General features: G+C 63.7%; 17 protein-coding genes. 8 read left to right on the top strand and 9 right to left on the bottom strand.

Annotated features, from left to right (window positions below):
* The first annotated feature begins 101 nt into the window (after positions 1 to 101).
* Together NKI17_RS15400 and NKI17_RS15395 are read left to right on the top strand one after the other, a co-directional pair.
* The gene (locus tag NKI17_RS15400) at positions 102 to 4,898 is read left to right on the top strand and encodes an NAD-glutamate dehydrogenase (RefSeq protein ID WP_352906262.1); all 4,797 of its coding nucleotides are present in this window, start codon (positions 102 to 104) and stop codon (positions 4,896 to 4,898) included.
* Positions 4,899 to 5,087: 189 nt separating this feature from the next.
* Positions 5,088 to 6,464: an MFS transporter gene (locus NKI17_RS15395; RefSeq protein WP_352696920.1), complete on the top strand. Its 1,377-nt coding sequence runs from the start codon at positions 5,088 to 5,090 to the stop codon at positions 6,462 to 6,464.
* Between the two features lie 39 nt (positions 6,465 to 6,503).
* On the opposite strand, the gene purH is transcribed toward NKI17_RS15395, so the two are convergent.
* The 4 genes from purH to htpX all read right to left on the bottom strand — a co-directional run bounded on the left by purH (position 6,504) and on the right by htpX (position 12,495).
* Complete coding sequence (purH, locus tag NKI17_RS15390; RefSeq protein ID WP_023678122.1) at positions 6,504 to 8,120, bottom strand: bifunctional phosphoribosylaminoimidazolecarboxamide formyltransferase/IMP cyclohydrolase; 1,617 nt, start codon at positions 8,118 to 8,120, stop codon at positions 6,504 to 6,506.
* Between the two features lie 84 nt (positions 8,121 to 8,204).
* The gene (locus NKI17_RS15385) at positions 8,205 to 9,953 is read right to left on the bottom strand and encodes a heparinase II/III family protein (RefSeq protein WP_352906260.1); all 1,749 of its coding nucleotides are present in this window, start codon (positions 9,951 to 9,953) and stop codon (positions 8,205 to 8,207) included.
* A gap of 146 nt (positions 9,954 to 10,099) precedes the next feature.
* Complete coding sequence (locus tag NKI17_RS15380; protein ID WP_023678120.1) at positions 10,100 to 11,488, bottom strand: RsmB/NOP family class I SAM-dependent RNA methyltransferase; 1,389 nt, start codon at positions 11,486 to 11,488, stop codon at positions 10,100 to 10,102.
* Positions 11,479 to 12,495 (bottom strand): zinc metalloprotease HtpX, encoded by a 1,017-nt coding sequence (gene htpX / locus NKI17_RS15375; protein WP_023678119.1) that lies wholly within the window; start codon positions 12,493 to 12,495, stop codon positions 11,479 to 11,481. The genes NKI17_RS15380 and htpX overlap by 10 nt, the downstream gene beginning before the upstream one ends.
* Positions 12,496 to 12,611: 116 nt before the next feature.
* Between htpX and NKI17_RS15370 the strand changes: the two genes are divergently transcribed.
* Positions 12,612 to 12,824 carry a DUF1674 domain-containing protein gene (locus tag NKI17_RS15370; protein WP_023678118.1) on the top strand — a complete coding sequence of 71 codons (213 nt, stop codon included), beginning with the start codon at positions 12,612 to 12,614 and terminating at the stop codon, positions 12,822 to 12,824.
* Between the two features lie 17 nt (positions 12,825 to 12,841).
* Here the strand turns inward: NKI17_RS15370 and NKI17_RS15365 are convergent, their stop codons facing one another.
* Entirely contained in the window at positions 12,842 to 13,513 is a 672-nt protein-coding gene (locus tag NKI17_RS15365; RefSeq protein WP_023678117.1) for an HAD-IA family hydrolase, read from the bottom strand.
* Between the two features lie 177 nt (positions 13,514 to 13,690).
* Here NKI17_RS15365 and NKI17_RS15360 point away from each other — a divergent pair, with 177 nt between their 5' ends.
* The 3 genes from NKI17_RS15360 to NKI17_RS15350 all read left to right on the top strand — a co-directional run bounded on the left by NKI17_RS15360 (position 13,691) and on the right by NKI17_RS15350 (position 17,905).
* A complete protein-coding gene (locus NKI17_RS15360; protein WP_023678116.1) occupies positions 13,691 to 14,560 on the top strand; it encodes a transglutaminase-like domain-containing protein in 870 nt (289 codons plus the stop codon).
* 329 nt (positions 14,561 to 14,889) lie between these two features.
* Entirely contained in the window at positions 14,890 to 16,251 is a 1,362-nt protein-coding gene (locus NKI17_RS15355; RefSeq protein ID WP_023678115.1) for a pilus assembly protein, read from the top strand.
* A gap of 385 nt (positions 16,252 to 16,636) precedes the next feature.
* Positions 16,637 to 17,905 (top strand): class I SAM-dependent methyltransferase, encoded by a 1,269-nt coding sequence (locus NKI17_RS15350; protein ID WP_352906259.1) that lies wholly within the window; start codon positions 16,637 to 16,639, stop codon positions 17,903 to 17,905.
* On the opposite strand, the gene NKI17_RS15345 is transcribed toward NKI17_RS15350, so the two are convergent.
* Positions 17,906 to 18,649, bottom strand: coding sequence for an MOSC domain-containing protein (locus NKI17_RS15345; protein ID WP_023678113.1), 744 nt, complete (start codon positions 18,647 to 18,649; stop codon positions 17,906 to 17,908). It abuts the gene before it with no gap.
* Complete coding sequence (gene acs / locus NKI17_RS15340) at positions 18,649 to 20,604, bottom strand: acetate--CoA ligase (RefSeq protein WP_023678112.1); 1,956 nt, start codon at positions 20,602 to 20,604, stop codon at positions 18,649 to 18,651. The genes NKI17_RS15345 and acs overlap by 1 nt, the downstream gene beginning before the upstream one ends.
* 305 nt (positions 20,605 to 20,909) lie before the next feature.
* Here acs and NKI17_RS15335 point away from each other — a divergent pair, with 305 nt between their 5' ends.
* Positions 20,910 to 21,182, top strand: coding sequence for an usg protein (locus NKI17_RS15335; RefSeq protein ID WP_023678111.1), 273 nt, complete (start codon positions 20,910 to 20,912; stop codon positions 21,180 to 21,182).
* Between the two features lie 45 nt (positions 21,183 to 21,227).
* Here the strand turns inward: NKI17_RS15335 and NKI17_RS15330 are convergent, their stop codons facing one another.
* Both NKI17_RS15330 and NKI17_RS15325 read right to left on the bottom strand, forming a co-directional pair.
* Positions 21,228 to 22,262, bottom strand: coding sequence for an aldo/keto reductase (locus tag NKI17_RS15330; RefSeq protein ID WP_352624917.1), 1,035 nt, complete (start codon positions 22,260 to 22,262; stop codon positions 21,228 to 21,230).
* A gap of 56 nt (positions 22,263 to 22,318) precedes the next feature.
* Complete coding sequence (locus tag NKI17_RS15325) at positions 22,319 to 23,500, bottom strand: MFS transporter (RefSeq protein ID WP_352569514.1); 1,182 nt, start codon at positions 23,498 to 23,500, stop codon at positions 22,319 to 22,321.
* 137 nt (positions 23,501 to 23,637) lie between these two features.
* Between NKI17_RS15325 and NKI17_RS15320 the strand changes: the two genes are divergently transcribed.
* On the top strand, positions 23,638 to 24,546 hold the full coding sequence (locus NKI17_RS15320) for a LysR family transcriptional regulator (protein WP_352618169.1): 909 nt from the start codon (positions 23,638 to 23,640) through the stop codon (positions 24,544 to 24,546).
* Positions 24,547 to 24,585: the final 39 nt, after the last annotated feature.

Below are 24,585 nucleotides of genomic sequence, written 5' to 3'. Positions count from 1 at the left end.
GCCGGTGAATTCCGACATTTCGTCGCAAGCCGTCAAACCTTTGTCGCCAAATACCCGTCATCTGTTAGCATAGCCGCAAAAACATGTGACGGGAGGGACTCATGGCCAGCGTAAAGTCAGCGAGCCGGTTGAAAAAAGCCGGCGTGACGAGGGGTGAAGCCGCGGGTGGCGAAAAGCCCGGCAGGCTTGCCGACTACCTGCTGGCCCGAGCTCCGGCCGAAGATGTCGCCGCCTACGACGTCATCGATCTCGAACGCGCTGCCGAACTCGCCGGCCGCGCAGTGTCCAGGCACAAGAAGGACGACTGCGTCGTTGCCATAGACGTCGATTCCGGTGTCGTCCGCCAGGGCCGGCCGATGACGGTGATCACCGTCGTCAACGACAACATGCCGTTCCTGTTCGATTCCGTCCTCGGCGAGATTACAGAAAGCGCCGGCGAGCCGCTGCTGGTTACCCATCCGGTCATAGTCGTCAGGCACGGCAAGAACGGCGTCGACGAAATCCTCGGCGATGGCGGTTATGCCAAGGGCGACCACAGCCATGACCGACTGAGCGTCATCCATGTCCATATCGGCCGCCTTTCGGCCGAGCAGGCCGAAGGCCTGGCCGCACGCCTGACGAAGCTGCTCGGCCAGGTGCGAGCCGCCGTCACCGACTGGAAGCCGATGCTTGCCCGCCTCGACCAGGCGATCTCGGAATTCCGCTACTCGCCAGTGCCGCTCGACAAGGCCCATGTCACCGAGGCGATCGCCTTCCTCGAATGGCTGCGCGACGACAATTTCACCTTTCTCGGCATGCGCGAATTCAACTACACTGGCGGCGAGACGAGCGGCATGCTCGAGCGCGCCGAAAAGCCCGGCCTCGGCATCCTTTCCGATCCCGACGTGCTGGTGCTCAGGCGCGGCACCGAAGCGGTGAGCACGACGCCGGAAATCCGTGCCTTCCTGCATGGGCCGGAACCGCTGATCGTCACCAAGGCCAACGCCAAGTCATCGGTGCACCGCCGCATCTACCTCGACTACATTGGCGTCAAGACCTACACCGGCAAAGGCGTGCTTTCAGGCGAGCTCCGTATCGTCGGCCTGTTCACCTCGACTGCCTATACGCGCTCGGTGATGAAAATCCCCTACCTGCGCTCGAAGGCGGAAACCGTCATTGCCAAATCCGGCTTCAATCCAAGCGACCATTCCGGCAAAGCTTTGATCAACGTGCTGGAGAGCTATCCGCGCGACGAGCTGTTCCAGGTTCCGGTGCCGATCCTGCGCAAGCATGCCGAAGCCATACTGGGCTTGATCGAGCGACCGCGCGTCAGGGCATTGGTGCGTGTCGACCAGTTCGACCGCTTCGTCTCCGTGCTCGTCTTCGTGCCGCGCGACCGCTACGACAGCGTCGTGCGCGAGAAGATCGGCACCTATCTGAAGACCGTCTTCGAAGGCCGGCTGTCGGCCTATTATCCGGCCTTCCCGGAAGGCGGGCTGGCGCGCGTCCATTTCATCATCGGCCGCTCCGGCGGCAAGACGCCGAAGGTCGAGCAGGCGACGATCGAGGCGGCGATCCGCGACATCGTACGGACGTGGGACGATGCACTGCGCGGGACCGCGACAGAGACCGGCGCCGATGCGAGACTCACGGCCATCGCCTCGCGTTTTTCGGAAAGTTATCGCGACAGTTTTCCGCCGGCCGTGGCGCTGGCCGATGCCGGGCGCATCGCCAAGCTCGATGCGTCAAATCCGATCGCCATCGACTATTACCGTCACACCGTCCAGAAGCCGCATCAGGCGGCGCTGAAGATCTATCACCATGGCAGCCCGGTGGCGCTGTCGCGGCGCGTGCCCGTGCTGGAAAACATCGGTTTCCGCGTCATCAGCGAGCGCACTTTCGAGGTCGGCGACATTCAATCCGGCATGGTCTTCATCCACGACATGGAACTCGAGAACAGCTACGGCAGGCCGATCGACCTCGGCAATGGCGGCGCGCTGTTCGAGGATGCGTTCCTTTCCGTCTGGCGCGGCGATGTCGACAATGACGGCTATAACGGCCTTGCCCAGACCGCCGGCCTGTGGTCGGGCGAGATCACCGTCCTGCGCGCCTATGGCCGCTATCTGCAGCAGGCCGGCATCCCGCAGAGCCAGGATTTCATCGCCGCCGCACTCAACCGTTATCCCGAGATCGCCCGCGGCCTGCATGCGCTGTTTGTCGCCCGCCTCAGCCCGACGGCCGAGACGGAAGGCGTCGTTCAGGCCAAACATCTGAAAGCCAAGATCACGGATGCGCTGGAAGACGTTCCCAACATTGACGACGACACCATCATCCGCCGTTATCTGAATCTGATCGAAGCCTCGCTGCGCACCAATCATTTCGTTGCCGATACGAAACGGAAAGGCCAATCGCTGGCGATCAAGCTCGATTCGCAATCGGTCGACGGGCTGCCGGCGCCGCGGCCATGGCGGGAGATCTTCGTCTACGGCTCCGAGGTCGAGGGTGTGCATCTGCGCTTCGGCCCGGTCGCGCGCGGCGGCCTGCGCTGGTCGGACCGTGCGCAGGACTATCGCACCGAGGTGCTCGGCCTGGTCAAGGCACAGCAGGTCAAGAATGCGGTGATCGTGCCGGTTGGCGCCAAGGGCGGCTTCTACCCGAAAAAGCTGCCGATGAGCGCCGGGCGCGACGCAATTTTCGAGGCCGGCACGGCCGCCTACAAGAATTACGTTTCCAGCCTGTTGTCGATCACCGACAATATCGGGCTGGACGGCGTCATCCCGCCAGCCGGCGTCGTGCGGCGCGATCAGGATGATCCGTATTTCGTCGTCGCCGCGGACAAGGGCACGGCGACCTTCTCGGACATTGCCAACGCCATCAGCGAAAGGCACGGCTTCTGGCTCGACGACGCTTTCGCCAGCGGCGGTTCGGCCGGCTACGACCACAAGAAGATGGGCATTACCGCCAAGGGCGCCTGGGAAGCGGTCAAGCGGCATTTCCGCGAGATGAACCGCGACATCCAAACCACGCCGTTCACCGTCGTCGGCGTTGGCGACATGTCGGGCGACGTGTTCGGCAACGGCATGCTGCTGTCGGAGCAGACCCGGCTGATCGCCGCCTTCGATCATCGCGACATCTTCATCGATCCCGATCCCGACATGGCCGCTTCGATGGCCGAGCGCCGGCGTATGTTCGCTCTCGCCCGCTCAAGCTGGCAGGATTACGACAAGACGAAGCTGTCCGAAGGCGGCATCATCGTCTCGCGCAGCCAGAAGTCGATCACCTTGCCGGCCGCCGCGGCTGCAGCTATCGGCCTCGGCAAGACAACGGCCACGCCGGTCGAGATCATGAATGCCATCCTCAAGGCGCCGGCAGATCTTTTGTGGTTCGGCGGCATCGGCACCTATGTCAGGGCATCGGGCGAGACCAACCAGGACGTCGGCGACCGTGCCAATGACGCGATCCGCATCACCGCGCTCGACCTGCGTGCCAAGGTCATCGGTGAAGGCGCCAATCTCGGCGTCACGCAGCGGGCGCGCATCGAATTCGGATTGAATGGCGGCCGCTGCAACTCAGATGCGATCGACAATTCGGGCGGCGTGAACTGCTCAGACGTCGAGGTCAACATCAAGATCGCGCTGGCTTCCGCCATGCGCAAGGGATCGCTAACGCGGCCGTCGCGCAACAAATTGCTGGCCGAGATGACCGACGAGGTCAGCGCCCTGGTGCTGTCCAACAATTACCAGCAGACGCTGGCGCTGTCCCTTGCTCGCAGGCGCGGCCTTGCCGACATTGCCCATCAGAGCCGCTTCATGGAGGCGCTCGAGGCGCGCGGGCTGCTCGACCGTGCCGTCGAGACGCTGCCGTCGCCGGCGGCTCTTGCCGAGCGCGATGCGCGCGGCGAGCCGCTCACCCGGGCCGAGCTCGGCGTGCTGCTTGCCTATGCCAAGATCGTGCTGTTTTCCGATATCGTCGCCAGCGACGTGCCGGATGATCCGCATTTCGACCGCGACCTGATGGGTTACTTTCCCGACCGCATGGCAAAGAAATATGCGGCGGAAATCCACGGCCATCGCCTGCGCCGCGAGATCATCGCCCGTGTCGTCGCCAATGATCTGGTCAATCGCGGCGGCCCGTCCTTCGTCAACAGGCTGCAGGAAGCGACAGGGCGCAGTGCCGCCGATGTCGTGCGCACCTTCGCCGTGGTGCGCGATGGCTTTGCACTGCCGGCGCTCTATCGCCAGATCGATGCACTCGATAACCAGATCGACGGGCAGATCCAGCTCGACCTCTATCAGGCGGTCAGCCGGCTGATCTATGTGACCAGCGGCTGGCACCTGAAGAACGATGCCGACACTGCACTGCTCGGGCAGCGGATTGCCGAGTTGCAGGATGCGCGCAAGGCGCTGGAGCCGAAGCTCGTTTCGCTGCTGCCGGCCTTCTCGCGCGAGCGGATCGAGGAGCGGCGGCACAGCCTGTCGAAGGGTGGCGCGCCCGAGAGCCTTGCCGAGCAACTGGCGTTGACCGATGTGGCGGAACTCATCCCCGACATAGCGCTGACGGCGCGGACGGCAAATGCCGGCATCGTCGCTGCCGCCAAGGCGTTTTTTGCAGTCAGCGATGTCTTCCGCATCCCGCGCGTCGAAGATGCTGCGCGCTCGATCACGCCCTCGGATTATTACGATCAACTGGCGCTTTCCCGCGTCACCGACACGATCGGCGCGGCCAGGCGCGGCATCGCGGTGGCGGCGCTGACCGGCCATGCCGAGGCGGCGGATCCGGTGTCGGCATGGTTGGAGGCCGGCGGCGAACGGGTCGGACGCATCCGCGAGCGGTTGCAGGCTCTGACCGAGGGCGGCGACATCACCGTGTCGCGGCTGTCGGTGGCATCCGGCCTGATGAGTGATCTGACGCAGCTGTGAGACGTCTTCCATATCGCGCGGGATTGCCGGCAAGAACCGCGCTATAGAGCAAACGGCGCGCTGCTTTGGGGGGCGCCGGACCATGATCCCAAAAAGTGACGATCGGCTTTTGGACAAGATCGTGCTCAACAAGAAGACGGAGCATCATTCCGATTCGATCGGCATGGAGCAAGCTCCAGCGGAGGGGACATGGCTGAGATGGCAGTGCAGCGGGCATCGGGACGCGGCATCTGGGGATGGATGCTGTTCGACTGGGCGGCACAGCCGTTTTTCACGGTCGTTACCACCTTCATCTTCGGTCCTTATTTCGTCTCGCGCATGGCCAGCAATCCGGAGACCGGGCAAGCGGCCTGGGGCTACGGCATTGCCGCCGCCGGCCTCGTCATTGCCGTTTTGTCGCCGGTCCTCGGCTCGATCGCCGATCAGACCGGACCACGCAAACCGTGGATAGCCTTCTTCGCCGCGGTTAAAATCACCTGCCTCACCCTGCTGTGGTTCGCCGCGCCCGGCTCTAATCTTTTTCTGGTCGTGGCGTTGTTCTCGCTGGCGTCGGTCGCGGCGGAATTCTCGACTGTGTTCAATGATTCGATGATGCCCCGCCTGGTGCCGAAGAGCGACATCGGCAGGATCTCGAACATGGCCTGGGGACTCGGCTATCTCGGCGGCATGATCGCACTGATCTTCGTCGTTACCGTCATGGCCGGCTCGCCTGAAACCGGCAAGACCGTCGTTGGGCTCGACCCGATCTTCGGCCTCGACCCCAGGCTCGGCGAGGACGCGCGCGCTACCGGGCCGTTGTCGGCGGGCTGGTATTTCCTGTTCATCCTGCCGATGTTCTTCTTCACGCCTGATGCGATCAAAGGCATTCCAATCGGGCCGGCGGTGCGCGAAGGCCTGTCGGAACTGAAGTCGACGCTGGCCGAAGTGCGCAAGCGCAGCGGCATTTTTCGCTTTCTCGTCGCCCGTATGATCTATCAGGACGGCGTCAATGCACTGCTGGCGCTGGGCGGAACGTTTGCGGCGGCAATGTTCCATTGGTCGATTACCGAGATCGGCCTGTTCGGCATCATCCTCAACGTCGTTGCCATCGTCGGCTGCCTGGTTGCCGCACGCCTCGACACAGCGCTGGGTTCCAAGACCATAGTGATGATTTCGCTGGTCATGCTGAGCATTGCCACGATCGGCATCGTTTCGACCGGACCGGGCTATACGCTGTTCGGCGCCTGGGTGATGCCCGGACTGGATGGTGGCGGATTGTTCGGCACGGCGGCGGAAAAAGCCTACATTTTCTACGGCCTGCTGATCGGGCTTGCTTTCGGCCCGGTGCAGGCATCGTCGCGCTCCTACATGGCGCGCAGCGTCTCCGCTGCCGAATCGGGCCGCTATTTCGGCATCTATGCGCTGGCCGGCCGGGCAACCAGTTTTGCCGCACCCTTCATGGTGGCCACGATCACCCTGGCCAGCGGCTCGGCGCGGCTCGGCATGGCGGCGATCGTGCTGTTCCTTGGCGCCGGCATGGCGATCCTGATCGGCACGCCCTATCCGGCAGATCGGCCGGCGGAGTGAGCTGCTCTTGCCTTCTCCCACAGCGGGAGGGTAACGCGTTCAATGCCGGAAATGCCTCACTCCGGTGAAGACCATGGCAATGCCGTGAGCGTCGGCGGCGGCGATGACATCGTCGTCGCGCATCGAGCCGCCGGGCTGGATGACGGCGGTGGCGCCGGCTTCGATTGCCGACAAAAGCCCGTCCGCGAACGGGAAAAAGGCATCCGAGGCGACGACCGAGCCCCTGGTCAAAGGCTCCGTCAGGCCGGCAGCCTCGGCCGCGTCGAGCGCCTTGCGCGCCGCGATGCGCGAGGAATCGACCCGGCTCATCTGGCCGGCGCCGATGCCGACTGTAGCGCCATCCCTGGCATAGACGATGGCGTTCGACTTGACGTGCTTTGCCACGCGAAAAGCGAATTTCAGATCGGCCAATTCGGCCGGCGTCGGAGCGCGCCTGGTCACCACTTTCAGCTCGAGGTCATCCACCACCGCGTTGTCGCGGCCCTGGACCAGCAAACCGCCAGCAACCGATTTCAAGCCAAGGCCCGCCGCGCGCGGGTCGGGCAGGCCGCCGGTGACCAGCAGGCGTAGGTTCTTCTTGGCGGCAATGATGCGGACTGCTTCTTCGGACGCCTCCGGTGCGATGATCACTTCGGTAAAGGTCTTGACGATCTCTTCGGCGGTTCCGGCATCGAGGATGCGGTTCATGGCGACGATGCCGCCGAAGGCCGAGACCGGGTCGCAGGCCAGCGCCTTGGCATAGGCCGCCTGCAGCGAAGCGTCCTCAGCGACGCCGCACGGGTTGGCGTGCTTGATGATGGCAATTGCTGCGGAGCGCGACGGGTCGAACTCGCCGACCAGCTCGAAGGCAGCGTCGGTGTCGTTGATGTTGTTGTAGGAAAGCTGCTTGCCCTGAAGCTGGCGCGCCGTGGCGACGCCCGGCCGCCTGTCGCCGTTGACATAGAAGCCGGCGCCCTGATGCGGGTTTTCGCCATAGCGCATCACCGACTGCAGCTTGCCGCCGAAGGCGCGCCATGTCGGATGCTCGATCTCAAGCGCCTCGGCGAACCATCCCGAGATCGCCGCATCGTAGGTGGCGGTGCGGGCAAAGGCCTTGGCTGCCAGCTTCTTGCGGAAATCCAGCGACAACGACCCGAAATTCATCTCCAGCGCGTTGAGCACCGAGGCATAGTCATCGGGATCGGTGACGATGCCGACATAGGCGTGGTTCTTGGCCGAGGCACGGATCATCGCCGGGCCGCCGATGTCGATGTTCTCGACGATCGCCGCGTAGTCGGCGCCGGAGCGACGCACCTCTTCGAACGGATAGAGATTGGAGACGACGAGATCGATCGGCTCGATGCCGTGGTCGCGCATCGCTGCGGCGTGCTCGGGATCGTCGCGCACGCCAAGCAGTGCGCCATGCACCGACGGGTGCAGCGTCTTGACGCGGCCGTCCATGATCTCGGGAAAGCCGGTGAGCTCGGACACGTCGCGCACCGCCATGCCCGCCTCGGCAAGGGCCCTTGCGGTGCCGCCGGTCGAGACTAGCTCGACGCCGGCCGAAGCCAGCGCCCTGGCGAAATCGATCAGGCCGGTCTTATCAAAGACGGAAAGGAGCGCGCGACGGATGGGTACAAGGTCGGGCGCGGGAATGTTCTTGGCGGCGACGGCCATGGGCTGGCGGCCTTTCCAGTTCTGGTTGGAGAGCGTCCGCGGGCCGTAGCATATGAGGCCCGGAAATCAAGCCGCAAGACTTGATCAGTGTCTGCCGTTGCCACCGGCTTCAGCTTTTTCCGGACGGCCGGCGATGATGGTGCGCGTCAATTGCCAGTGGACCTCGGAAATTTCCGAGGCCTTGAACGCAAGCACGATCTGGCGGCTGCGGCGCGGGCCGCCAAGCCCTGCGAAATAGATCGATTCCTCGACCTCTGGCACCACTTCGGTAGAGGTAAACACCCAGGTGTCGGCATGGTCGGCGGCCAGCACCAGACGGTCATGCTCATCCTGGAGCAGGCTTATATCGGGATGGACATGGAAACGCACCGTGACGAAGTCACGTCCATTGTTGCGGATAGAAGCGCCGCCCGGGCGCAGGAAACGGTCCCTGCCGGCAAACACATTGCCTTCGGTCGATAATTTCAGCTCGCGCTCATGCAGGAAGCCGAAGCGCGCCACATAGCCGTCATGGCGGGCGATGAAGCCCTGGCTGCCCTTCTGGTCGGTGCGCTTGCAAGGTACATGCTGCGGTCCGCCGATCAAAGGCGTGCCGAGCAGGTCGTTGACGCGCAAGGAGTGATTGAAGCGCGCCGACGACGTGTCGTTGATGGTGGCGGTCGAGTGGGCGGCGGTGGCGCGGGCAAGCGGCCGGAACTCGGCGGCGCCATAAGTATCTATTCCGGCGTTGACGATATAGTGCTGGCGGCCCGACGACAATTCGAAGGCGAGGCATCCGGCGTGAGCGGCATTGGATACGTCGACGGGGGGCGGCGGGCCGGTATCGGCGATCACAGTGACACCGCCCATCGACAGGCGCTCATAACCCGAATGCGGCGCGTGCAGCAACGGTGCGCCGGCGGTGTCGTCGTGATGCAGGATGCTGGCGATACGGTCGTGAATGGTGGCGCCCATGCCGTTGAAGCGGGCAAGGCTGCCGTCCTGATGGCGAAAGAAGCGCAGTGCCGGCAGCATCCGGTCGATGGCGCCGATCAGGGCGGCCGGCGGCGTCTCGGCCTGATTGGCGTATGTCTGGCGCAACGGCAGAAGGTCGGCGAGGATTTCAAGCACGGTCATCGGATTACGCGAGATATGGCCGCCGTCAGGCAGGATCTGGCGGTCGAGCTCCTCGGCGAGATTGCGGGTAGCACCGCGTAGCGCCGAGGCCGGCGCCGGCAGCGACAAAGCGGCAAAGGCCAGCGCAATGCGGGCGCGCAGCCTGTCCTTGCCGTCCGGCATCTCGCGCACCATGGCGCGCAGATAGCGGATCTGGACGGCGAGCGATTTCAAGAACGCGCGGTAGAACGGAAATTCGGCGCCCTGCAACACGATCGAGGAATGCTGCAGCCAGGCAATGACACGCTTGGCCGTCGTGCCGGGCTCCCAGGCGACGCCGGAAATATGGCTGCCATGGATTGCAATCCAGTCGGAAACCAACGCCCGCGCGTTGGCGGCGGCGAGCTCGGTACCGGCGGCACGCATATGGCGCAGCCAGCGAAAGCCATGCAGCGTTTTTTGCCAGCCGGGATTGGGCACGTCGATCTGGAAGGGCGATTTGCCGCCGGTCTCGACCAGATGCCCCGAAAGCGGATAGCGGCCGTAATAGATCTCGAGCGCGATCTGAGGATCGGCGAGCCGCAGGTCCGGTGGGGCGATCAGGACGCGCTCCGGCGTGCGGCCTGAGTAGCGCCAGCGATAGAGTGGCCCGGCGCGCAAGCGCCGGCGCGTCTTGCGCCAGAACTCCCTCGCGACAAGCGTCCACAGACGCGTCGTGTTACCGGCAGCGATTGCCAAAACCCCTCCTGATCGTCCTCACCCAAGCACAAGTTTATATGATTCAAGAACTTGTGCGAAGGCGAATTCCGCGGCGGTGGGGCCGTTCAGCCTGTTTTCCATGCCTCCTCGCCCCATGAAGCCGGACGGCACTTCAAGATCGGCCCTTAGCCGGCTCTGCGCATGCGGGCGGCGAAGAAGCCGTCCAGCCCGGAGCGGCCCGGCGAGCCTAGCTCCAGATCGGCAGGCGTGGTGCGCAACGTGCCTTGCGGCGTCAGAAACGGGTCGATGCCGGCGATCTCACCCGGCCGAAGCGGGTCGTCGACAATCTCCGCATTGCCGGCGAGAAAGTCGCGATAGAGCTCTTCGCCTTCCAGCGGATCGAGCGAACAGTTGGAAAAGACGATGCGTCCACCAGGCTTGACCAGGGTGACGGCGCGGGCAAGCAGCCGGCGTTGCAGGTCGGCCAGTTTTTCGACGTCGGCCGCCGTCTTCGTCCAGGGAACGTCGGGATGCCGCCGCACCGTCCCGGTCGAAGAGCATGGTGGGTCGAGGAGGACGGCGTCGAAGAGGTCCTTCGGCTCGTATTTGAGCAGATCGGCCTGGACGATCTCGGCGGCCAGACCGAGCCGTTCGAGGTTCTGCGTCAGCCGTGCCAGCCGCGTTTTGGACATGTCGAGCGCGGTGACGTGGGCGCCGGCGAGGATCAGCTGGGCGGTCTTGCCGCCCGGCGCGGCACAGAGGTCGGCGATTCGCAAACCATTGATGTCGCCGAACAGCCGGGCCGGCAGGCTGGCCGCTGCATCCTGAACCCACCAGGCGCCTTCCCCAAAGCCGGGCAGTTCGGTCACGGAAGCGCTGAGCTTTTCCACCCGCACCGTGCCGGTCGGCAAGACAAAGCCGCCGAGCCGTTCGGCCCACAGCGCCGGGTCCGACTTGACCGAGAAATCGACCGGTGCCTCATGGCGATGGGCGAGCAGTATCTGCCTGGCCTTGTCGAGGCCGTAGACCGTTTTCAAACGGTCGGAAAACCATTTTGGCGCCTCGTCGGTAGCGGCACGTGCTGCGGCGAGCTCGTCCTGCTTGGCCCGCGCCAGCGTGCGCAGCACGCCGTTGACGAGGCCGGAAAAGCGCGCCGTGCGCGGATCGGACTTGGCGTGTGTCACGGCGAGGTCGACGGCGGCGCTGTCGGGAACATCGAGGAACAGGATCTGCGCTGCCGCCACATGCAAAATGTGCGAAAGCGCCGTGGCGTTGGGCGGCAGCGGCTTTTCCAGGCGACGGGCCAAAAGGCCTGATATGGTCATGCGGTAGCGCAGGGCGGTGACCAGAATGGCGCGCACCAAGGCGCGGTCGCGCAGGTCGAGCGCCTTGTACTGCGGATGGCCGTTCTCTTGGTCGGTCAGCCCGTCGAGCGGCGTCCTCGCGTCTATAACCGCGGCAAGCAGGCGCGCGGCTGCCTTGCGCGCGGCGAGGCCGGCTACGGCCTCGCCGCTCGAATTGTGTTCACGATCGCCTGAAATTCCGTGCCGGCGCTTCGCTGAACTCACGACCACGGACCTTTGGGGCCGGTCGGATTGCGTCCCCAGGGATTGGGTCTCGGCTTGGCCGGCTCAGCCGGCCTCTCGGGCCGCGCGGCCCTGTCCCACGGACCAGACGGCTGCTGCCCGGTCCCTTCCGGCGCCGGCCTTGGCGTCGCGGCCGCTTCGGGTGCGCCGGCCATTTCGCTCGCCATCCTCTGCAACGCGGCGATGCGGTTTTCTGTGCTCGGGTGAGTGGAAAACAAACTGTCCATGCGCTCGCCGGAAAGAGGATTGATGATGAAGAGATGGGCGGTTGCCGGATTGCGCTCGGCATCCGGGTTGCGGATGCGTTCGGCGCCCCGCGCGATCTTGTCAAGTGCCGAGGCGAGCCACAGCGGGTGTCCACAGATTTCGGCACCGCGCCGGTCGGCCTCATATTCGCGGGTGCGGCTCACCGCCATCTGCACGATCATGGCGGCCAGGGGCGCGACTATCATCGCCACCAGCACGCCGACGATGCCAAAGGAATTGTTATTGTCGCGGTTGCCGCCGAAAAAGAAGGCGAAATTGCCGAGCATCGAAATTGCGCCGGCAAAGGTGGCGACGATCGTCATGGTCAGCGTATCGCGGTGCTGCACATGGGCGAGCTCGTGTGCCATCACCGCCGCGACTTCTTCATGCGATAGCCGCTCGAGCAGGCCGGTGCTGGCGGCGACAGCGGCATTTTGCGGATTGCGGCCGGTGGCGAAGGCATTGGGCTGCGGATTGTCGATGAGATAGGTTCTCGGCATCGGCAGGCCGGCACGTTGCGCGAGACCCTTCACGATGGCGTAATATTCAGGCGCGTTGCGTTCGTCGACTTCGATCGCACGGTGCATCGACAGCACCATCTTGTCGGCGTTCCAATAGCTGAACAAATTGGTGCCGGCGGCGATCAGCAACGCGATCATCATGCCGCCGGATCCGCCGATGAGATAGCCGACACCCATGAACAGGGCCGTCATTGCGGCCAAAAGCATGGCGGTGCGAAGGGTGTTCATCGTCTGCTCCGTTCTGGCCCAACAAAGGGGTCGATCCTTGTGGGCCCATCGCTATATGATGGGAAACAGCGGTTCCCGTTTCAATCGGGGCCTGTTTCAATCTAGCGGAAGATCGCATGATCGACAAAACCAGCCAAACGCATGCTAACGGCTCGCCGCAAAAGCCGCTGACCCCGGCAGCCAGGCGCGCCTTGGTCGAGGCCGAGGCCCGGCGGGAGAAATATCGCGAGCAGGAAGCCACGCTGCCGAGGGAGATGGGCGGGCGCGGCGGCAAGGAGCCTGGCCGCTATGGCGACTGGGAGGTCAAGGGCCTGACCAGCGACTTTTAGCCCAGGCAGGGTGCTAGTCAAACAGGCAGCGCGGCCCGCTCCACTCCGATGGCAATCCAGCCGCTGGAATCGACGGCGATGCCGATCGCGTCATAGCCGGCGATGGTGGCATGCGGCGTCTCCAACGGATGCCGGTGCGTGGCGCTGATCACCACGACCGCAGCGCCCGCGGCTTCGGCCGCCGCTATGCCGGCCGGCGCGTCCTCGAAGACGAGGCAGTCGCCCACATCGACGCCGAGCCGTTCGGCCGCCAGCCGGAAGCAGTCGGGCGCCGGCTTGCCGCGCGATACATCCTCCGCCGCAACAATCACGGCGGGAGCCGGAATACCCGCGGCCTGCAGGCGCAGCAGGGCGAGCTCGCGCGGTGCCGAAGTGGCGATCGCCCAGCTTCCAGGCGGCAGCGACGCCAGGAAGGCCGCGGCGCCGGCAATCGGGCGAATGCCCTCGACATCGGCCGCCTCGGCCTGCAAAAGCGAATCGGCTTCGCGGGCAGGATCGACGCCTGGGAGCGCCAGCCGGCCGATGGTCTCGATCGCCCGCACGCCGTGGATGGTCGGCAGGAATGCGGCGACGTCAAGACCTTGCCGATGCGCCCACGCTGCCCAGACCCTTTCCGCTGCGGCGATCGAATTGAGAATCGTGCCGTCCATATCGAACAGGAAGGCCGCGAATTTTCTGCCTGCAAACATCGGTTTCCCGGGGTCATCTTGGAGGGATTATTTCGAAAGACGCGTGTCAATCGACCGTAACGTTGCCGCGTCCGTATGGGAAGCCGCGAGGCGTCGTTTTTGACGACCACAAGGAACCGCCACGCACTGTCCCGCGTTGATCGGCACTATCTTCCATGACGATCGCAGGGGAGGGCGATGCTGATTCGGCTCGGCTATGAAATTGCCATTGAATGCGTTGCAGCAACGCCGGTCGTTTCATTGCTCGATATCCACGGGGATCGCCAGGCCGACATCAAGCGGCAGACGCGCGTGCTGACCTCGCCGTCGGTCCCGACCAGGGTCTACCACGACCTTTTCGGCAATAGCTGCCGCCGCTTCACGGCGCCGGCCGGAAGCTTTCGCATCCTTTATGACGCGGTGGTCGAGGACAGCGGCGAGACGGACGAAGTCAACACGCTGGCGAGAGAAGTCCCGGTTGCCGAATTGCCGGACGAGGTGCTCGGCTATCTGCTCGGCAGCCGTTACTGCGAGACCGACCATCTCGGCGACCTGGCCTGGCAACTTTTCGGCCAGCTTCCACCGGGCTGGGCGCGGGTGCAGGCCATCGTCGACTATGTCCACAACCGCCTGTCCTTCGGCTACGGCTATGCGCGCTCGACCCGCACGGCGGCGCAGGCGCATGAGGAACGCGTCGGCGTCTGCCGCGACTTTGCCCATCTGGCGATCACGCTCTGCCGCTGCATGAACATCCCGGCCCGCTACGTGAACGGCTATCTCGGCGATATCGGCGTGCCCGCCGATCCGGCGCCGATGGATTTCTCGGCGTGGGTGGAAGTGTTCCTCGACGGCAGGTGGTACACTTTCGATCCTCGCCACAATGTGCCGAGGATCGGCCGCGTCGTCATCGCCCGCGGCCGCGACGCCACCGACGTGCCGCTGCTGCACAGTTTTGGCCCGCATCGGCTCACCCTGTTCAAGGTCTGGACGCACGAGCAGGAAGGTAATCTGTTCAAGCCGCCTTGTCGTGGCGTCGACAAGACGGTCAGCGCACGGATGCTGGCCTAGTCTTTCGGGACACATTCACAGTCCGTGTTTCCATTTCCCGCCACCGCGATCGTGCTGAACCGGTTCGATACATCTCGTCTGTACCGGATTGGGACGCAGTCCAGTCGTCCTGAATTGCGAGCCTGTTCGTGGTAAGCGCTTTGTCGACAAAGCCGTGCCGGCGCAGCTTTCGTTTACCCTCTGTTTACCCTGCCGCCGCTCGAAACCGTTTGGAAACAATGACCTGATCGCGGGCCGGTCGCTTTCCCGGGCCTGGCGGCGCGATCCGGCCGGATTCCTGCAATGCGCGTTCGGACAGCTGCAGGCTGTAGCGAATGGAGGCGGAAGGAATGCGGCGTTTCGGGGGTCTTGTTCAGACGATCGGCGGCTTTGCCGGGGATCGCAGCGGAAATTTCGCGGTCCTGTTTGGGATAATCGGCTCAGTGCTGGCACTGAGTGTCGGCTTTGCGGTCAACGTGTCCCAACTCTACAATGTAAAATCGAGCCTGCAAGGCGTGGTCGATGCAGCGGTCACCTCGACGGCCCGCGACCTGACAACCGGCGTCATCAGCGAGGCCGACGCCAGCAAATCGGTGCAGGCCTTTCTCGATGCCAACAGCACGGCGGGTATCCTCCAGGACAACCAGATCGTCCTCGACAATCTGGTTGTCGACAGGACAGCCAAGACTGTCCAGGCGGACGTCCATGTCAACGTCAACTACTATTTCCCGCTTTTCAGCACGGGTGGCATGCAACGCGTCCCCGCATCGACGACGGCGCTCTATTCGGACAAGCAGATCGAAGTCGCGATGATGCTGGACGTGACCGGGTCGATGGCCGGCCAGAAAATCATCGATCTGCGGGCGGCCGCGGCGAATGCTGTCGACAGCTTCCTGGGCGGCCAGGACCCCTCCAAGCCACGTGTGCGGGTTGCCATCGTGCCTTATGCCAATTCGGTGAATGCCGGTACACTTGCCGCCAGCAGCGTCTATGTGGAAACCACCGCCAGTCAACGCAAACAGGCGCCGGCCAATGACGCCGTGCAGTATGTCTCGGGCTTTATCCGTCCCGATAATTGCGCCACCGAGCGCAAGGGGACCTATCAGTATTCGGATGCGGGCCCCGACGTCAGCATGGTCAATCGCGACTACCTGCTGTCATCCTTCGCCTGGCAGACCGGCACCGCCGCCTGCCCGATCGCCGCGCTGATGCCGCTGACAGCGGATGCGACGGCGCTCAAGACGGTCATCAAGAATTTCGTCGCCTCCGGCGGCACCGCCGGCCATATCGGCGTGCAGTGGACCTGGTACATGCTTTCGGAAAACTGGGGCAGTGTGATGAAAGCCTCGGAACGGCCGGCCAAGATGGATCCAAAGAAGGTTGCCAAGATCGCGATCCTGATGACCGATGGCGAATTCAACCTGTCCTACTTCGATGCGAGCACGGTCAGCGACGTCTACAATGACGCCGGCAAGGAGCCGACCCGCACGGCCGCCAAGAAACTTTGCGCTGCCATGCGCGACAAGGGCATTGAGGTCTTCACCATTGGGTTTGACCTAAACGAAACGAATGCCAAGGCGACGCTCCAGGATTGCGCGAGCCCGGACACCGCCAAGATCAAGCACTTTTATCAGGCGGCCAATGGAACGGAACTCAACCAGGCTTTCCAGGATATAGCGCGCAACGTCGAGATGTTAACCGTAACCAAATAGGGGACAACAGCCCAAAAAGGAAAGGCCGCCGCTTCTCGCGAAGCCGGCGGCCTTCCGTGTTTCCGTCCATGGCGCGGCTCCTGGCGGCGACCCTGGTCGCCAGCCGCGCATCTCGCGCCTTAGCGGGAAGACTGCTTCCCGAAAGTGCGATCCGCTGAGGCCACGTTCTGGAAAACGAAATCACTCGACATCGGATCACCTCCTTTCGATTTGTTGAACACTCCCTCATGATGGGGTGTCATCCGGCAAATGGCAAGGCGCGGCACCCGAAAATCCTGAACAAGCCTGCTTGTGCACTCGGGCGGCTTGCGGCCGGCCGATCGGGCAGGCAAGATCGAGCCGCTATTGTTCCGGGCCACTATTTTGCCGGGTAAGGGAGGACGGGATGGAGGCAGCCGAGAGAGCGGCCCGGATTGTTCGGACGGTCATCGAGACGCTGAAGCCGGGTTTTGCGGTGAGGCTGTGGACAGGCGAGCGGATCGGCCCGGCTGCCGGCCCGGTGCTCACCATCAACGACCAGGACATCGTCTGGCAGATCGTACGTCGGCCCTCTTTATCGACGCTGATCGAGATGTGGATTGCCAAGGCGGTCGACGTCGAAGACGGATCGCTGTTCGATTTCTACGCCTTGCCCACGCACGGCAAGCTCAGGACGAAGCTCAAGACATTGCCGAAGCTGGCGATCCTGCGCGACCTGCCGGCGGTGCTGTTTTCGCGAAAACAGATGACGACGCGAACCGATCTTTCCGGCCGCAATCCTTTCGTCAGCGGTTCGAGCAAGGAGGCGATCGAGCATCATTACGACATTTCCAACGCATTCTACCGGCTCTTCCTCGACGAGCGCATGGTCTATAGCTGCGGCTACTTCAAGGATTTCGCCAACGATATCGATCAGGCCCAGAGAGACAAGCTCGACCATATCTGCCGCAAGCTTCGGCTGAAGCCCGGCGATAGATTGCTCGACATCGGCTGCCGCTGGGGAGCGATGCTCATCCATGCGGTGAAGAATTATGGCGTCGTCGGCCACGGCGTTTCGCTATCGGAAGCACAGACCGAGCTCGCCCGTGAACGCATCCGCGCCGAGGGGCTGGAGGACCGCATCACCATCGAGATAAAGTCCTATGCCGAGCTGTCCGGCTCCTTCGACAAGATCTCGTCGATCGGCATGTTCGAGCATCTGGGGCTTGCCAACCATGCGGCCTATTTCTCGAGGATCCATCGCCTGCTCAAGCCGGGCGGCATCTATCTGCACCACGCCATCACCCGGCGCGACAAGGGCAGCTTGAAGAAGACGCTGCGCAAGGGGCCGGAATTCAAGGCGCTGATCAAATACATTTTTCCGGGCGGCGAACTCGACACGATCGGCATGACGCTCGGCAATCTCGAGGCCCACGGCTTCCTCGTCTACGACGTCGAAAATTTGCGCGAGCACTATGCGCGCACCTGCAGGCTATGGGCCGAGCGCCTCCACGCACGCTTCGACGAAGCTATCGCCGAGGTCGGCGAAGCCAAGGCGCGGCTCTGGCTGCTTTATCTCACCGGCTGCTCGATTACCTTCGAACGCGCCTCGGCGCAGGTTTTCCAGACCGTCGCCACAAGGCGCGCGCGTGGGCCGAGCGGCCTGCCGCCGACGCGGGCGGATTTGTACCGATAGCTACAGGAGGCGCATCGTGGCGCCGATCTCGACGCGGGCCGGTCGATCGACGGTGCAGTAGACGCCGAGGTTATGGGCGTTGTGGCGGACCAGGCTGCGCAGGATTGCCGGGTCGTGGTCGAACCCGTCCTGGCCAATGATGGTGAAGCCGCAGCGGCGGCACGGCTCGGAGATGGTCAGGAGCAGGTCGCCGATCGCCAGCTTGCGCCCGATCCATTCCGTCTCGGGGAACGACCCCTCGACCTCCGGCACATCGACGACGATGTTGGGGCGGAAGCGGCGCGCGTCGGCGGTGCCCTTTGGATGCAGCACTTTCAAACGCGCCAGTGAGGCGGTGGTCAGCAGATGAATAGGGGCTTTGACGTAGCGTTCCGTCAGCAGAGGGCCGGCGTAATCCGGAGCAGCATTTTCCCGACGGAACGGCCGGATGGAAGCCGCAAAGCCGAGATAGGCGCAAATGGCGCGATCACTTTGCGCGCCAGGTGCCGAAAGCCAGCGTCCGTCGGGGATGGCGACCTCCAGCCTGCCGGCCTGCGACAGCCGGGTGCGGATGCGGGGCACCTTGTGCCATTTCGCTTCGCGGTCGGGCCGTGCGATTTCATCGGTCGAGGTATCGACAAGACCAAACAGGCGGTCGCCTTCGACGGTATGCCGGTCGACGGAGATCGCCTGCTGAAACTCGCCGGCGAGCGAGCTCGCGGGATAGCGCCAAAGCTCGGTGACGGCGCCCAATGCGGGTTGCATCAGCCCTTCTTGTTTTGCCGGTTGGCGATAAGGTCGTCGACGACCGCCGGATCGGCCAGCGTCGAGGTATCGCCGAGCGCGGCAAAATCATCCTCGGCGATCTTGCGCAGGATGCGTCGCATGATCTTGCCGGAACGGGTCTTCGGCAGGCCGGGCGCGAACTGGATCTTGTCGGGCGAAGCGATGGCGCCGATCTCCTTGCGGACATGGGCGACGAGTTCCTGGCGCAATTCCTCGCTTGGCGTTTCGCCGGCCATCAGCGTGACATAGCAGTAGATGCCCTGGCCCTTGATATCGTGCGGGTAGCCGACGACGGCGGCCTCCGAGACCTTCTCATGCGAAACCAGCGCCGATTCGACCTCGGCGGTGCCCATGCGGTGGCCGGAGACGTTGATGACGTCGTCGACGCGGCCGGTGATCCAGTAGTAGCCGTCAGCATCGCGGCGGCAGCCGTCGCCGGTGAAGTATCTGCCCTTGTAGGTCGAGAAATAGGTCTGCACGAAGCGGTCGTGATCGCCATAGACGGTGCGCGTCTGGCCCGGCCATGAGTCGGCAATACAAAGATTGCCGCTGGCTTCGCCTTCGAGCACCTTGCCGTCGGTATCGACCAGCTGCGGCTTGACGCCAAAGAAGGGCCGCGTCGCTGAACCCGCCTTGAGGTGGGTGGCGCCCGGAACCGGCGTGATCATGATGCCGCCGGTCTCGGTCTGCCACCAGGTATCGACGATCGGCACCTTGCCGTTGCCTACGACGTTGAAATACCACTCCCAGGCTTCCGGATTGATCGGCTCACCGACGGTGCCGAGCACGCGCAGCGACTTGCGCGACGTTTTGGTGACATGGGCATCGCCGGCGCCCATCAGCGCGCGCAACGCCGTCGGCGCCGTGTAGAAGATGTTGACCTTGTGCTTGTCGATCACGTCCCAGAAACGCGACTGCGACGGGTAGTTCGGCACGCCTTCGAACATCAGCGTGGTGGCGCCGTTGGCGAGCGGCCCGTAGACGATGTAGCTGTGGCCGGTGACCCAGCCGACATCGGCGGTGCACCAGTAGATATCGCCGTCATGATAGTCGAAGACATATTGGTGGGTCATCGAGACATAGACGAGATAGCCGGCGGTGGTGTGCAGCACACCTTTCGGCTTGCCGGTCGAGCCGGATGTGTAGAGGATGAACAACGGGTCCTCGGCGTTCATCTTCTCGGGCTTGCATTCGGCCTTAACCGTCGCGACCTCGTCATGGTACCAGACGTCGCGCCCGGCGGCCCAGCCGGTCTTGCCGCCAGTGCGGCGCACTACCAAGACCTTTTCGACTTTCGTTCCGGCCTTGGCGGCGATCTCGATCGCCTTGTCCGTGTTCTCCTTTAGCGGGATCGGCTTGCCGCCGCGCAGGCCTTCGTCGGCGGTGATGACGAAGGTCGACTTGCAGTCATCGATGCGTCCGGCCAGCGCATCCGGCGAAAAGCCGCCGAAGACGACCGAATGAATGGCGCCGATGCGCGTGCAGGCGAGCATCGCATAAGCGGCCTCCGGGATCATCGGCATGTAGATGGTTACGCGGTCGCCCTTCTTGACGCCGTGCTTTTTCATCACATTGGCGAGGCGGCAGACATGCGCGTAAAGCTCGTTATAGGTGATCTTCCTGTCGTCGTAGGGATTGTCGCCTTCCCAGATGATGGCGGTCTGTTCGCCGCGCTTCTTCAGATGCCGGTCGATGCAGTTCCAGGAAACGTTGGTCTGGCCATCCTCGAACCATTTGATTGAGACCTGGCCGTCGAAGGACGTGTTCTTGACCTTGCTGTACGGCTTGAACCAGTCGATGCGCTTGCCGTGCTTGCCCCAGAACTTGTCCGGGTTCTTGACGCTGTCGGCGTACCATTTCAGGTAGGTGTCATTGTCAATCAGCGCGTTCTTCTTCCACGCCGGCTGGACGCGATGGACATGAACATCGGACATTTCTTCGCCTTCCTCCCCAAAACCAAACCGCCGGCTTGACCGCCGGCAGGATCGCAGCGATGCGGCCGCGAATTCGCGCGCATTATTAACAGTTCGGCCGCGACGGCAACATTAGACGTTGGATTCGCGCGGCGGGATGCCGCAGGCGCCTTACCAGGCGGTGTCAGCACTCTCGTGAGTCGGCTGCTAAGCGCATGTTTTTGCGGAAGTAATCTGGTTCGATCATAGAAATATCAATAGACGATTAAGCAAATGGGGTGCACAATTTCAGCCTGGGAGGAAGGAGAATCAACCAGGGGACCGCAATGCGCGACCATTCCGAAATGGACCTGATGCTCAAGGGCTATGGCTTGACCACGGCCAAGATTCTTTATCACTTTCCAGATCATCCGCATCTGCTGCAGAGCTTCATCTGGCAGGATTACGACATCGCCCCGAAATTTCCCGTGCTGATCCGTTTCATCGAGTTCTGGAAGGCCAAGCTCGAAGGCCCGCTGCATTCGGTCAGCTACACGCACCAGAAGCTGATCGCGCCGAACGAATGGCGCAAGGTCGACGGCGAGTTCGTTCTGCATTAGCCGGGCGGGCGGCAGCCTGGGAGCCGCCGCCCAGCTTTTGGAGCGTCAGACTGCGGGCGGGTTCAGCCGGGCAAAACCCTCCTGCCGGCGATAGGGAAAATACGGATAGGGTGCGGTGACCTCACTTGCCGTGTCGAGCTTCTTCATCTGCTCGGCTGTCAACGACCAGCCGACGGCGCCGAGATTCTGGCGCAACTGCTCCTCGTTGCGCGCGCCGACGATGACGGAGGCGACGGTCGGCCGCTGCAGCAGCCAATTGATGGCGATCTGCGGTATGGTCTTGCCGGTTTCCTCGGCGACAACATCAAGCGCGTCGACGACCCGATAGAGATGCTCATCCTCGACGGGCGGTCCGAAGCTTGCCGTGTCGTGCAGCCGGCTTTTCTCAGGCAGCTTCTGGCCACGGCGGATCTTGCCGGTCAGGCGGCCCCAGCCGAGCGGGCTCCACACCAGCGCACCGACACCCTGGTCGAGGCCGAGCGGCATCAACTCCCATTCATAGTCGCGTCCGACCAGCGAGTAATAGACCTGATGGGCGACGTATCGGGGATAGCCGTATCTGCCCGCCAGGCCGAGCGATTTCATCACTTGCCAGCCGGAAAAATTGGAGACGCCGACATAACGCAGTTTGCCGGCGCGCACGAGACTGTCCAGTGTCGACAGCACCTCCTCGATCGGTGTTGCAGCGTCGAAGGCGTGCAGTTGCAGCAGGTCGATGTAGTCGGTGCCAAGGCGCCCCAGCGCGTCTTCGACGGCCTTGATCAGGCGTGAACGTGACGATCCGGCATCGTTGGGACCGTCGCCTATCGGCAGCGAGGTCTTGGTCGAGATCAGCACGGTGTCGCGGCGGCCCTTGATGGCAGCGCCGAGCACTTGTTCGGAAGCGCCATTCGAATAGACGTCGGCGGTGTCGAACAGGTTGACGCCGGCCTCAAGGCAGATGTCGACCAGCCGCCGTGCTTCCGTCGCATCGCTGTTGCCCCAGGCGCCGAACAGCGGGCCTGAACCGCCGAAGGTTCCAGCGCCGAACGAGAGCGCCGGGACCTTCAGGCCTGATGCGCCAAGATTTCGATAATCCATGGGTTTGCTCCTTGTGGAAGGATGGCTGTTTCAAAGATTGGTTGAGGTTTGCCGTTCTATGACCGCGCGATTTCCGGTGTGGCGAGGACAGGATCTCGGTCGAGGCGCAGCGCAAACGCCGCCACGGCAAGCGCTGAAAGCGGCAACAGGGCCGCGACCCAGGTGACGGCATCGAGGCCGGGACCATGGGCGATGACCACGCCGCCGAGCCAGGCGCCGGCAGCATTGCCGAGGTTGAAGGCGGCGATGTTGAAGGATGAGGCGAGGCTCTGGCCGGCGCCTTGTGCCTTCTGCAACACCCATAACTGTAGCGGCGCGACGGTGGCGAAGGCGGCGGCGCCGAGCAGGCCGACATAGATAACGGCCATGACCTGGCTGTGCAGGGCGAAGGTCATGGTGCCGAGCACCATCGCCAGGACGACGAGACTGCCGAGAACGGACGGTACCAACCAGCGGTCGGCGAACTTGCCGCCGGCGAGGTTGCCGGCAATGAGGCCGCCGCCGAAGACCAGCAGGATCGGCGACACCGCTGCTTCATCAAAACCGGTGATCTCGGTCAGCAACGGGGCGATGTAGGTGAAGACGGCGAAGACGCCGGCATAGCCAAGCACGGTGGTAGCAAAGCCAAGCAGGACCGGCGTGCGGCCGAGCACGGCGAGATCGGCGCGCAAATTGCTCTTCTCAGGCTCTGTTCGGCTGCCCGGCACCAGCAGCAGAATGATGGTAAAGGCGGCGATGCCGACCAGGGTCACCGCCCAGAAGGTCGCGCGCCAGCCGAAGGCTTGGCCGAGCCATGTGCCGAAGGGCACGCCGAGGATGTTGGCGATGGTCAGGCCGGTGAACATCAGGGCGATCGCCGAGGCTTTCTTGTTGGGCGCCACCAGTCCGGTCGCCACGACCGAGCCGACGCCGAAGAAGGTGCCGTGGGCGAAGGCGGTCAGTACGCGCGCACCCATCAGCGTCCAGTAGTCTGGGGCAAGCGCACAAGCGAGGTTGCCCAGCGTGAAGATCGCCATCAGCGCCAGAAGCACGGTTTTGCGCGGCCAACGGCCGGTTGCGATCGTCAGCAGCGGCGCGCCGATGACAACGCCCAGCGCATAGCCGGAAATCAGCTGGCCGGCAGCCGAGATCGAGACGTCGAGATCGGTGCTGACGTCGAGCAGCAGGCCCATGATGACGAATTCGGTGACGCCGATGCCGAACGCACCGGCGGCAAGAGCGTAAAGAGCAAGGGGCATGGCGGTTCCCACTTCGATGACGACCAGTTTTGACGACGGGCGCCGTGTCCTCCCACGCCCCGATCCGGAAGATCGTGCCGCGATGTGCTGTGAACCAGCCTTGCATCGGGCACATCGTCTGTGAAATAGATTCACCAATGGCCAGGCCCGACATCAATCGCTCCGGCGAGATCGAAGTGTTCGTCCGCGTCGTCGAGGCGGGCAGCTTTTCAGCCGCTGCCCGCGCGTTGCGGATGACGCCGTCGGCGGTGAGCAAGCTGATCGCGCGGCTGGAGGCGCGGCTTGGTGCGCGGCTGGTCAGCCGTTCGACGCGCAAGCTGCAACTGACGCCGGAGGGGGCGGCGTTCTTCGACAGCGGCGTGCGCGTCCTGGCCGACATGGCGGCGGCCGAGCGCGAGGCAGCGGCGGGTGCCGCGCCGCGTGGCCGGCTGCGGATCAACAGCTACGTGCCTTTCGGGCAGCATCGGCTGATCCCGCTTTTGCCGCGTTTCCTAGAACGCTACCCCGAAATCTCGGTCGATCTGGTGTTGACCGACGATGTCATCGACCTGATGGAGGAGCGCGCTGACGTCGCCATCCGCGCCGGACCGCTCGGCGAATCACGGCTGGTGGCGCGCAAGCTCGGGCAGAGCCGGGTGGTCGTCGTTGCGGCGCCATCGTATCTCGAAGCGCGTGGCACGCCCAAGGAGCCCGCCGATCTCGATCGTCACAACCGGATGGGCTTCCGTTTCGTACGTCACCTCGAGGGCTGGCCTTTTATCGACGCGGCCGGCAAGCCGATCACCCTGTCGATCATCGGAAATACGCTGGTCAGCGACGGCGAGGCGATGCGGCTGATGGCGCTCTCGGGGGCGGGCATCGCCCGGCTGGCACGCTGGCATGTGGAGGCCGACATTGCCGCCGGCCGGCTGCTGCCGCTGCTGGAAGAGTTCAACCCCGGCGACGAGGAACTCACCCACGCCGTCTATGTCGGCCAAGGCAAGCATCTGCCGGCGCGGGTGCGGGCGTTTTTGGACTTTTTGGTCGAGACTGTCCGGCTGACCTGAGCCCAAAAAAGATCGGGAGCCTGCCGGCTCCCGAAGCAT

The sequence above is a fragment of the Mesorhizobium sp. M0816 genome, assembly GCF_040320005.1.
Classification (GTDB): Bacteria; Pseudomonadota; Alphaproteobacteria; order Rhizobiales; family Rhizobiaceae; genus Mesorhizobium.
Note: the sequence above shows the minus strand (reverse complement) of the source record. Positions and strands in the feature narration are given on the sequence as shown.